Raw genomic sequence first — 11,099 nt, 5'->3', positions numbered from 1 at the left:
CATGGCCTTTCTGGTCTAGTCGTCAGGGTGTTGCACTTGAATTGTAAACTGGGGGATTAAATCGTTTACTAAAACGGCGGAGCTCTGATTTAACTCAAGGGGGTGACCCGGTGGAAGTGACTGGTGTGAAGACACCTGATGCGCAAATTACAACGTTAGATGCCGAGATTCGGTCTATTCAGCGATCTTTGGAGACTGAAATAAGTGAAAAAAATAGGGAGGTTCTGAAGAAAAGGGTTAAGCGCCTGAATGTACGACGTAGAAAGCTGATGGGCAGAAAAAAAGGAATAGAGCTGTTCCTCTGAAGAGAAACAGTTCCGAGCCTTGGCTAACCTGGTAGCGATTGGCAAGGCTCGATGTAGGAATTTTTAAAAACCATGTGAGCATATGGACCGGCGTGGTAAGACAAGGTGTCCGCCATATATTCGATTTGCAGATAGTGGGCGGAGCATCAAATATTGCACCATTCGGGATATTGGGCAAATGAATACGAGAACCCCAAGAGGAGGAAGCGATAATGTAGACGAAGCGAAAGTGTGGCCAGGAATAGTAACCTGATGCAAGGTTTGCTGTGGGGCCTAATGTGCACTGGCTTTTTTGGCTGAAAGAATCCGCCCCAAGCCCAGTTGCGTGCGCCTGAGCATTCGGATAAAATACAATTAATATGACATGGCAATATGCCAAATTTATAACGAAAAAGGATGATGATACATGGACAGTCCCGATGGTCAGAGGTCGATGACCCATTCTGAGGTGTCTGCGTTGCAGCAGGAGTTAAAGGTGCCGGATCTGGAGGCTGGGTTATCCAGTCAGGAGGCCGCCAAGCGCTTGGCGGAAAACGGGCCGAACGCGCTGGAATCGCACACCACCCCGAAGTGGGTCATCTTCATTCGCCAGTTCAACAGCCTGATCATTTACATTTTGATTGGGGCCGCCGTACTGACAACCGTGATGGGAGAAATGACCGATACGATCATTATCGGTCTGGTCATCATCATCAACGCGATTATTGGGTATTCGCAGGAGAGCAACGCCTCGAACGCCCTGGAGCGGATCAAACAGATGCTGTCGCACGAGGCCACGGTGTACCGCGACGGCGAGCGCGTGGATGTCGATTCGGCCGACCTGGTCGTGGGCGATGTCGTGTTCCTCGAGGCGGGCGACAACGTGCCGGCCGATTTGCGCCTGTTTGACATTGATAACTTATCAATGCAGGAGGCGGCGCTGACTGGGGAATCTAACTCGGTCGAAAAAACGGTCGAGCCGCTGCCGGCGAACACGCCGCTGGCGGAGCGCACTAACATGGCCTTTGCCTCAACCGCCGTGGCCACGGGCTCAGGGATGGGTCTGGTCGTCGCGACCGGGAAGGACACCGAGCTGGGGAAAATTTCCCAGGCCGTTGCGGACGTGCGCAAGGGTAAGACGCCGATGATGACCGAGCTGGACAATCTCGGCAAAGGGATCTCCTATGCAATTCTTGCCGTCGCGGTCCTACTATTTGGCCTCGGCCTGTGGTCTGGCCACTACTCGGTTGGCACGCTGGCGCTGGCGGTCGTCACGATGGTCGTCGGCTCGATGCCGGAAGGGCTGCCTGCGACGACCTCTGTGGTGCTCGCGATGGGCATGCAGCAGCTGGTCAAAAAGGAAAATACGATCGTCAAGACCCTGCCGGCCGTTGAGACCCTGGGCTCCGTTGACGTGATCGCGACCGATAAAACCGGCACGCTCACGAAAAACGAAATGACGATCACCAATATCATCACCCCGAGCCACGAATACACCGTGTCCGGGACGGGCTACGCGCCGACTGGCGAATTTAGTTTGCGCGGTAAACCGGTGACCGCCAAGGACCGCGCGGATCTGCGCGACCTTTTGATCGCCGGTTTTGAGGCCAACGACACGACGCTGGCGGAAATCGACGGCAAGTATGAGATCAATGGCGAGCCGACGGACGGGTCCTTTTTAACGGCGTACCACAAGGGTTTTGCCGATGAACCGGACTACGAAGAGCTCGACATGCTGCCGTTTGACTCGGACTACCGCTACATGGCCAAGCTGATGCGGTTGCCGGACGGTCAGCACCGCCTGTTCGTCAAGGGCTCGCCTGATAAGGTGCTGCCGATGGCCGAGACCGCTGACCCGTCGTTTGATACGCAGCATTACCTCGACCTGACGCAGGCCTATTCCAAGCAGGGGATGCGCGTCATCGCGGTTGCGGCCGAGGATATGCCGGACAGCGTCGACGAGATCACTGAGGGCCTCTGCGAGCACGGTGTGACCTTCCTGGGGCTGGCCGTCATCATTGACCCGCCGCGCGAGGAAGTCATCGCGTCGATTCGCCAGATGCGCATGGCGGGCGTCAAGGTGCGCATGATCACCGGTGACCATCCGGACACCGCGCTGGCCATCGCCAAAAAGCTCGGGCTGGCGGACAGCCCAACCGTTGTCACCGGGACCGAGCTGGCCGAGATGAGCGAAAAGGATCGCACGCAGGCGATGATCTCGACAGATGTCTTCGCCCGCACCACGCCTGCCGACAAGCTGGCGATCGTCACCGCGCTCCAGGAAGCTGGCAACGTCACTGCGATGGTCGGCGACGGGGTCAACGACGCGCCGGCGCTGAAAAAGGCCGACATCGGCGTGGCGATGGGCGAATCCGGGACCGACGTGGCCAAGGACGCCGCCGACATGATCCTGACCGATGACAAGTTTACGACGATGGAAAAAGCCATCGCGCAGGGCCGCCGCATTTACGACAACATCAAAAAGAGCATTCTGTTCCTACTCCCGACGTCGTTTGCCGAAGGGCTGATCATTGCAATCACCATCCTGACGCAGGACAACATGCCGCTGAATGCCGCACAGATGCTGTGGATCAACATGGTCTCGGCCATCACAATTCAGTTTGCGTTCATCTGGGAGCCGGCGGAACCGGGGATCATGGCCTGGCCGCCGCGCGCCAACAACGCGTCGATGATGAACTGGCACGACGTTTTCCAAATCGCGTACGTGTCGCTGATGATTTCGGGCATCGGCCTGCTGGCGCACGACTGGCTACTGGCCGGCGGCTACGTCTCGGCGGAGGTGGCGTCGACGATGATGGTCAACATCATCATATTGGGTAAGATCTTTTACCTGTTCAACATCCGCACCCACGCCTTGGCGCTGTCCAAGCAGTTCTTCTCCAACCCGATGGCGTTCGCCGTGATTGCAGCGATGATGGTGCTGCAGCTGTCGTTCACCTACATTCCGTTCATGCAGGGCGTCTTCCGCACGGCGGGGATGTCCTGGCTGGAGTGGGGCATTGCGATTGGCGCCGGGGTCATTACCCTGGCCGTCACCGAGTGTGACAAAATGATCCGGCTGTCCTACCGCAAGTGGGCGCACCGGGATCACACGGCGCAAGTCGCCAGGTAACTTCAGACCAAAGTAAAGCCCCAGATTCGCAACCGCGAACCTGGGGCTTTTTGTGCACCGCCTTAAGCGTGCTGACGTTGCCCGTGCGTGAGGCCGGCCACCAAGTAGCTGACTATGCTGGCAAAGAGGCCAGCAAAGCCAAGCGGCAGCAGGAAGAACGACTCGTGCAGCATGCCGCTGGCGTCGAGGTAGGTCGGCGTGAACGCTTTGATCACGAAGCAGGCGATGCCGAGGACCAAGAGCAGGGTGCCCAGGCGCAGCGCCCAACGATGAACCCGTTCTTTTCCCATTGATAATGCCTCCGTTTCTTGAGTCTTGAGCATAGCAGAGATAAAGCCATTTGGCGTGAATGACGCAAAAATTAGCGGGTTCAGGGGGATCACATACGTCGAGTCATGCCGGTGATGTTCCATGGAAAACATCGCCTCGCTGTTCCAGAGAGACAGGTCACACTCTATGGTTAGAGCACTGGTTTCTGGCTATGGCCAGCGAGAACTTCACGCTTCACTTTTGCAGACTGTGTTCCTGCCGATAAGTGCGGGGCGAGCTGCCAGCCAGCTGGCTGAAGGCTTTGGAGAAAGAAAAAGAGTTTTGGTAGCCCACGGCTCGCGCGATGACCTGAATCGGGTAACTGGTTTCTAGAAGCAATTGTGTGGCACGCTGGATCCGATAGTTTCTGATGTATTGCTGGGGCGACTGGCCGACGTGCTTGACGAATAGGCGATGCAGATATGTGCGATCAATGTGCAGTGAGGCGGCAATGTCCTTAACCGACAGTGACTCGCCATAATTATTGGCGATGTAAAAGAGCGCAGATTCTAGTACTTCTTTCTGGTCGAGGCTGGTGCTTATCTGGGTGGTGGGGTAGCTCGAGCTAAGCTGAAAAAGAAATTCGTACAGCTTACCGGTCATGAGCAGATTGCGATTCCGCTGAGTATGCGAGGCGGAAATAACCGCCTGTGCCGCCTGAACTACGGCGCCATTCGCTTCAAAGGTGAACGTGGGATTGCTATTATTAAGGGCAGTGGTGCGTAGATACCGTTCGGCCGAGCGCCCAGAAAAGCCAATCCAAAGGTAGGTCCACGGCTTCTGATGATCTGCTTGGAATCGAATCAATGTGTGGGGTTCGATGACAAAGCCTTGCCCCGTGTGAAGTGGATAATAATGGTTCCGCACGGTGTAGCTACCTTCGCCGGCGAGCACAAAATAGACCATATAGCCGCTGCGCACGGTGGGGCCGTATGCGTGATCTGGATCACAGCGTTCACTGCCACAGGTGTATACGTTGATGTCTAAATTGGTGTTGCGGTTTAAACTAGAAAAATCATCAATTCTGTTAGCTTCATAGTTTGTCGACATTTGGATATGTTACCTCAACATTCTACTATTTTGTTAGGGCTTACATGCCGTTATCATAACCCTTGTAAACCGATTTACAAAATTTTATTTGCTTGTTGCTATTATCAACCCAAGGAGGGGTGAATCACATGAGCTTACAAGACACCATGAACGAGAAAGTGTTGCCTCTGGCGACCAAGTTCTCGCAAAACAAGTTTCTCATGAGTATTCGTGATGGCTTCATGGTTGCGTTCCCGGCGACGATGTTTGCCTCTATTATGATTATTATCCAGAATCTGCCAACGACTTTTGGCTTTGCCAAATATGTGCCAAAAGGCGTGATGGATTTCCTGAATAATTTCCTCGGTCCAGTCTCTAATGCGACTATGAATATCACGTCGCTGTTCGTTGTCTTCGGTGTTGCATACGCCCTGGCAGGTCACTACCACGCCACTCAACTGTATGCAGGCGGTATCGCACTTTCTGCTTTTGTTATGTTACTGCCAATCACCAACACCAAGGCTGGTGCCTTTATCGACATCAATCTACTCGGCTCGAAGGGCATGTTCGTTGCCTTAATCACCGGGATTTTTGCCACCATTATCTACTCTAAACTTGAAAATGCCAACATTACGATTAAGATGCCTGAGTCTGTGCCACCGGCTATCGCGCAGTCATTTATCGCTGTTATTCCCGGTGCGGCATCACTGCTGACGTTCACCCTAATCCGTTTTCTCTTCACATTCACGCAGTGGGGCAACGCCTTTGACTTCATTTACGACGTGCTCCAGGTTCCAATTCAGGGCCTTGGCGCCACACTGCCAGCCACGTTGGTTGTCCTGTTCTTCTCACAGTTCCTTTGGTGGTTTGGGATCCATGGGACATTGCTGGTGAACTCAGTTGTTTCGCCTATCTACGCCGCGCTCGATATTCAGAACTACAATGCTTATCAGGCCGGCAAGTCCATTCCTCACATCATTTGCTCGACTTTTGCGGGCAGCTTTGAAACTTCAGGGATGATTCTTGGGATTTCACTTGCTGGGTTGTACATTGCTCACTCCGCACGGTTGAAGCACACCATGGAGTTAACCTCCGTTCCTTCAATCTTCAACATCAGTGAACCAATGACCTTCGGGGTACCGATGGTCCTGAACCCGACGATCTTTATTCCATGGATTGTTGTCCCACTGATTATGACGACAATTTCTTACTTTGCTTTTGCCACTGGCTTGGTACCATACCCGACCGGTGCGACTGTTGTTTGGTCCACACCAATTATTCTGCAAGGCTGGTTAGCCACCGGTTCTTGGCGCGGCGGTCTTCTCCAGATTGTGATTGTAGTCGTTTCAACAATTATCTGGATTCCGTTCCTGAAGGTGCTGGATAAGCAGTACCTGAACGAAGAAAAAGCACAAGCAGCCAAGGAGGCTGAAGCTTCTGCTACTGAGCAGTAACGTTTTAGCATAGGAGGGATCACGATGGCCAAAACAATGACCTACGCTTATGACATGGCGCTGCCAGTCGCGGATGTGTTCGCGACGATCATGGCGTCGCAACTGGCGTACTTTCACACGCGCAATGCCGCCATTCATGAGCTGAAATTGGGCACGAGTGTGGCGACAACACTGCGGACCAAGACGGATAAAGATCCGGTCCCAGCGACGATGACTGTGAGCGAGCTGATCCCAAACGAGCGGTTTTCTATGGAAGTGGCGTATGCTGCCGGTAAGATCACGACAACATACGCACTGACGCCAACTCAGGCTGGTGTCAAGGTGAGTTACAGCGAGACCAACACGTTCGTCAAAAAGACGTTTGAACGCAGCTTTTCTTGGGTCGGTTGGGCCTACACGCTGCTCTATCGACGTAACATCAAAAAACGCATGCAGTGGATCGAACAGTCTACTGTGCGTGAAAGCAAAGTAGGTGACACCAACGACGCTCCAAGTATTTAACGAGAAGTTCTTTCACCTCAGTAATAATCAGGTCAGCTACATTATCGACGTGCTTCCGAACGGTGAGCTGGGTCACTTGTACTTTGGCCCGCGGCTGGACCTCGACGAGGCGCAGCTGGCAGTACTGGCCACGCCAGTTAGCAAATCTGGTGGCACCGTTAAGTTCAGTGCAAACGACCACCAGTTTAGTCTGGCCGATCAGATGCAAGAACTACCAGTATACGGCAGTACTGATTACAGACAGGGTAGCATCGCACTGAAGGCGGGGCAAACGCCACTGTACCTTGATCTAAAGTACCAGTCTTATTCGGTCACTCATGATAAACCTCGCAATTTAGCGGTGCCTGGCGCTTTTGGCAATCAGGCCGACTGTTTGGCACTCACGGTTACCGATTCGACCTGGGATGTCGAAGTTGTCCTGCACTATGCCCTGTTTGCTGACGCCGCAGCAGTGGTCCGCTGGGCGACAGTCACGAATCGCAGCAATCACCCCTACTTACTTGAGCGCCTTTTCAGCGCCACGCTTGATTTACCAGAGTCAGACTATTCGTTCCTTCATCTATCAGGAAACTGGGCGCGCGAACGTCAGGTTCAGACTCACTCGTTGGCCCAAGGTACGGTGAGTGTTGAATCGCTTCATGGCGCCTCCAGTCATCAGCAGAACCCTTTTGTGGCTCTGGTAAAGAACGGTGCCACTGTCCGCAGTGGAGATGCTTATGGCTTAAACCTGATTTATTCGGGTAACTTCTTGGCCTCCGCCGAAGTCAACGAGTTTCAGCAGACACGGCTAATGACGGGCATCCACCCGAGTCACTTTGAATGGCTGCTGGATCCCCAAAAAAGTTTCACTTCACCCGAGGCAGTGCTCCTGTACTCTGCGAGGGGCATGAGTGGCTTGGCCCAGCAGTCAGCAATGTTTGCTGATCACCACGTCATCGCACCGGAATGGCAGGGCCAGCCGCGACCAATCGTGCTCAATAGTTGGGAGGCTTCTTACTTCGATCTGAATCCTCAGGCACTAATGCGGCTAGCGGACCGGGGCAAAGAAATCGGTATTGATTGTTTTGTGCTTGATGACGGCTGGTTTGGCGGTCGCGATGCGGATAACTCTTCGCTGGGCGACTGGCATGTCGATACTAGGAAGTTTCCGGATGGGTTAGGTAGTTTTGCCGACGCAATCCATCAGCGTGGCTTGCAGTTTGGTTTGTGGTTTGAACCGGAAATGGTGTCCCCTGACACTACCATGATCAAGCGGTATCCGGACTGGGTCGTGGGGCCGCCGCGGGGTCGACGTTCAATTGGACGGCACCAATACGTGCTCGATTTTGCCAATCCTGCAGTAGTGGAAGATTTGTTTGACCAGATGGCAAAGGTGATTGATGAGACCCACCTTGACTATATCAAGTGGGACATGAATCGGGATATCACTGAGGCCTACTCAGCATATTTGGCCGCGCAAGGACGCCCACAAGGCGAGTTTTTCCACCGTTATATCCTTGGCGTGTACGCGTTGTATACGAAGTTGCTGCAGGCCTATCCGCACCTACTCATTGAAGGATGCGCCGGCGGTGGTGGCCGGTTCGACCTTGGCATTCTCTTCTACTCACCGCAGATCTGGGTCTCAGATGATAGTGATGCGGTTGAGCGTTTGAAAATTCAGTTTGGGACGAGCTTGGGGTATCCTCTGAGCGCGATGAGTAATCACGTGACCAAGGTACCCAATGATCAGGTCGGCCGCACCACGCCTTTAGCAATGCGCTATGACGTCGCCACGTTTGGCGTATTAGGCTACGAACTGGATTTGACCCAGTTGGACCAGAAGACGCTGAATGCCCTCAGATCTCAGATTCATGAGTACCGTAAGAATCAGCAGTTGATTTTGAATGGACGATTTGAAATATTACGGCCAACTGGTGATAATCATAATGAGTACGCATGGGCGGTCGTCAACCAAGACGCCACTGAGGCTCTGGTCGGTTTTTTCCGGATCTTGGCAACACCTGGTCAAACCGTATCGGATCACCTAAAGTTGCCGTTTCTTGATGACCACCGGCGTTATCGCATTGGTGGGCAAAGCGTGCCGGTATCGGGCAGCGTGTTACGGAATATTGGCCTGTCTTTGCCAGTTCAATTTAATGGCGTCAATGCTGATACAGCCAGTCTTCGTGGCGATTATCAGTCGTGCTTGGTGCACCTGATTGCCGTCTAGTGACAGCCGCCGCTGATGGCGGCTGTTTCGTTAATAAGGAGTGATCAAATAATGAATTTTGATGTCGATCAGCGGCTAATGCACGGCGGCGATTACAACCCCGACCAGTGGCTCGATTATCCAGAAATCTTGAAGCAGGACCTGGAGTTGATGAAGCAGGCCCACATCAACACCGTGACGCTGGGCGTCTTTGCGTGGGACGCGCTGGAGCCCACGGAGGGCCATTTTGAATTCGGCTGGCTGGACCAGGTGTTCGACGAGATCAACGCAATGGGCGGCAACGTGGTGCTGGCGACCCCAAGCGGTGCCCGGCCGCGCTGGCTGTCGGAAAAGTACCCCGAGGTCAACCGCGTCGACGACCGCCTGCAGCGTCACCACCACGGCTTTCGCCACGACCACTGCTTCTCGAGCCCGATTTACCGGCAAAAGGTGCAGGAAATCGACCGGCGTTTGGCTGAGCGCTACGGCAACAATCCGGCGCTGTCCATGTGGCACATCTCCAACGAATTTTCCGGTGAGTGCTTCTGCGACTTGTGCGAGGCCAACTGGCAAAAGTGGCTGCAGAAAAAGTACAGCAGCCTCAAGGCGGTCAACGACGCCTGGCTGATGAGTTTTTGGAGCGGCCATTACACTGACTGGCAGCAGATCAAGGTGCCCAGCCAGCTGGCAACCACCAAGACGCACGGCATGGCGCTGGACTGGAAGCGGTTCGTCACCGACATGACCATCGACTTTTTCGACATGGAAAAGGCGACGGTGAAGGCCGTCAATCCGGCTGTGCCCGTGACCACCAACTTCATGGCGGAGGGCTCAAACGGGGACTTTGTGCCGCTTGAGGGCATCGACTACGCCAAGTTTGCGCAGCACGTCGATGTCGTGTCCTGGGACGCCTACCCGCAGTGGAACAACAACCTCGAACCGTTTTACGAAACGGCGATGAAGGCGGCCTTTGTGCATGACACGTTCTACGGTCTGAAAAACCAACCGTTTCTGGTGATGGAGTCCACGCCGTCAAGGGTCAACTCGCCGGTGGCCAAGGCTAAGCGGCCGGGCGTCCACGCGCTGAGCTCGTTTCAGCAGATTGCCCACGGCTCGGAAGGCAGTCTCTACTTCCAGTTCCGGCAGGCCCGCGCCAACTCCGAAAAGTTTCACAGCGCTGTCGTCGGCCACGACAATGACCCACACAATCGCGTGTTCCGGGAGGTCGCGGCGTACGGTGCCCGGCTGGAAAAGCTCGGCGGCGTGCGCGGCAGCAAGCGTCCAGCCCAGGTCGCCATTTTGTACGACTGGCAAAGCCTCTGGGCGCAAAAGCGTGAGGCCGCGTTTGGGCGCGACCGCAAGCGCTACTTCCAGACGCTGGAGGATCACTATGCGTACTTCTGGCAGCATGATATTCCGGTCGCACTGGTGCCGACCAGTCGGGACTTCTCCGGCTACGACATCGTCATCGCGCCGATGCTGTACGTGATGACGCCGACGCTTGAGGCGCGGCTGAGCGATTACGTGGCCGGTGGCGGGACGCTCGTGTCGTCTTACTTCGCCGGGATCGTCGACCCGCACGACACGGTGCTGCTGAACGGGTGGCCGCAGCCGCTGCAAAAGCTGTTTGGTATTCACCCGACTGAGTTCGACTCGTTGTATGAGGGGGAGCACAACCGCTTGGCGTACGCGGGACAGGTCTTCCAGACCAGCGAGTTCAACCAGCTGATGGAAGCGACCGGCGCCACGGTGCTGGGCACCTATGAGGCCGACTTTTACAAGGGGACGCCGGCCCTGACCGTTAATCAGGCGGGCAAAGGGCGTGCCTATTACATCGGACCGCGCACCGGGCGCGATTTTCTGGATGTCTTCTACGGGCGGCTATGCCAGAACCGGGAGCTGCGCGCGCCGCTGCTTGCCGAGACCCGGCCGGAGGTGTCCGTACAGGCCCGGTACGCGGATAAGTGCACCTACTATTTTGTCATGAATATGAGCGCTGACAAGCAGGCCGTCACGACGACGATGGCGACGGTCGATGCCGAGTCTGGCCAGAACGTGGCCGCTGGACCGTTGACCCTGCCGGCGTACGGTGTGCGTGTGTTGCGGCGTGGTTAGGACTGGGCAAGACTAAAAACATCCGCCAATTGCGATAATCCCTTTGCGGTTGTCAGATGAAATATCATAATTCCTCTGACAATCAT

Annotated in this window: 8 protein-coding genes; 6 read left to right on the top strand and 2 right to left on the bottom strand. The window is 54.9% G+C overall.

Features of this window, described 5'->3' with window-relative positions; all coding sequences use genetic code 11:
* Positions 1–110: 110 nt before the first annotated feature.
* Positions 111–305 carry a hypothetical protein gene (locus FC75_RS11540; protein WP_054665624.1) on the top strand — a complete coding sequence of 65 codons (195 nt, stop codon included), beginning with the start codon at positions 111–113 and terminating at the stop codon, positions 303–305.
* Positions 306–738: 433 nt separating this feature from the next.
* Positions 739–3,417 carry an HAD-IC family P-type ATPase gene (locus FC75_RS11535; protein ID WP_156403631.1) on the top strand — a complete coding sequence of 893 codons (2,679 nt, stop codon included), beginning with the start codon at positions 739–741 and terminating at the stop codon, positions 3,415–3,417.
* A gap of 62 nt (positions 3,418–3,479) precedes the next feature.
* Here the strand turns inward: FC75_RS11535 and FC75_RS12850 are convergent, their stop codons facing one another.
* Together FC75_RS12850 and FC75_RS11525 are read right to left on the bottom strand one after the other, a co-directional pair.
* A complete protein-coding gene (locus FC75_RS12850) occupies positions 3,480–3,707 on the bottom strand; it encodes a DUF3955 domain-containing protein (RefSeq protein ID WP_056989960.1) in 228 nt (75 codons plus the stop codon).
* Positions 3,708–3,921: 214 nt separating this feature from the next.
* The gene (locus FC75_RS11525) at positions 3,922–4,776 is read right to left on the bottom strand and encodes an AraC family transcriptional regulator (protein ID WP_054665613.1); all 855 of its coding nucleotides are present in this window, start codon (positions 4,774–4,776) and stop codon (positions 3,922–3,924) included.
* A 128-nt stretch (positions 4,777–4,904) separates the two neighbouring features.
* On the opposite strand from FC75_RS11525, the gene FC75_RS11520 reads away from it, so the two are divergent.
* The 4 genes from FC75_RS11520 to FC75_RS11505 are packed head-to-tail and all read left to right on the top strand — an operon-like array spanning position 4,905 to position 11,013.
* Positions 4,905–6,209 (top strand): PTS sugar transporter subunit IIC, encoded by a 1,305-nt coding sequence (locus tag FC75_RS11520; protein ID WP_056989959.1) that lies wholly within the window; start codon positions 4,905–4,907, stop codon positions 6,207–6,209.
* A 24-nt stretch (positions 6,210–6,233) separates the two neighbouring features.
* Positions 6,234–6,710 (top strand): SRPBCC domain-containing protein, encoded by a 477-nt coding sequence (locus FC75_RS11515; protein WP_054665611.1) that lies wholly within the window; start codon positions 6,234–6,236, stop codon positions 6,708–6,710.
* The gene (locus FC75_RS11510) at positions 6,682–8,919 is read left to right on the top strand and encodes an alpha-galactosidase (RefSeq protein ID WP_056989958.1); all 2,238 of its coding nucleotides are present in this window, start codon (positions 6,682–6,684) and stop codon (positions 8,917–8,919) included. Before FC75_RS11515 ends, FC75_RS11510 begins: the two co-directional genes overlap by 29 nt.
* Positions 8,920–8,970: 51 nt before the next feature.
* Positions 8,971–11,013, top strand: a complete 2,043-nt coding sequence (locus tag FC75_RS11505; RefSeq protein WP_056989957.1) for a beta-galactosidase — start codon at positions 8,971–8,973, stop codon at positions 11,011–11,013.
* Positions 11,014–11,099: the final 86 nt, after the last annotated feature.

The organism is Lacticaseibacillus camelliae DSM 22697 = JCM 13995 (assembly GCF_001436615.1).
Taxonomy (GTDB): domain Bacteria; phylum Bacillota; class Bacilli; order Lactobacillales; family Lactobacillaceae; genus Lacticaseibacillus; species Lacticaseibacillus camelliae.
The sequence above is the reverse complement of the archived record's forward strand: the minus strand, read 5'-3'. Positions and strand labels throughout refer to the sequence as shown.

What these genes read in the sequence shown, in the direction of transcription:
- FC75_RS11535 (WP_156403631.1), top strand. Translation starts at nt 739, where the DNA reads ATGACCCATTCTGAGGTGTCTGCGTTGCAGCAGGAGTTAAAGGTGCCG.
- FC75_RS12850 (WP_056989960.1), bottom strand. Translation starts at nt 3,707, where the DNA reads ATGGGAAAAGAACGGGTTCATCGTTGGGCGCTGCGCCTGGGCACCCTG.
- FC75_RS11525 (WP_054665613.1), bottom strand. Translation starts at nt 4,776, where the DNA reads ATGTCGACAAACTATGAAGCTAACAGAATTGATGATTTTTCTAGTTTA.
- FC75_RS11520 (WP_056989959.1), top strand. Translation starts at nt 4,905, where the DNA reads ATGAGCTTACAAGACACCATGAACGAGAAAGTGTTGCCTCTGGCGACC.
- FC75_RS11515 (WP_054665611.1), top strand. Translation starts at nt 6,234, where the DNA reads ATGGCCAAAACAATGACCTACGCTTATGACATGGCGCTGCCAGTCGCG.
- FC75_RS11505 (WP_056989957.1), top strand. Translation starts at nt 8,971, where the DNA reads ATGAATTTTGATGTCGATCAGCGGCTAATGCACGGCGGCGATTACAAC.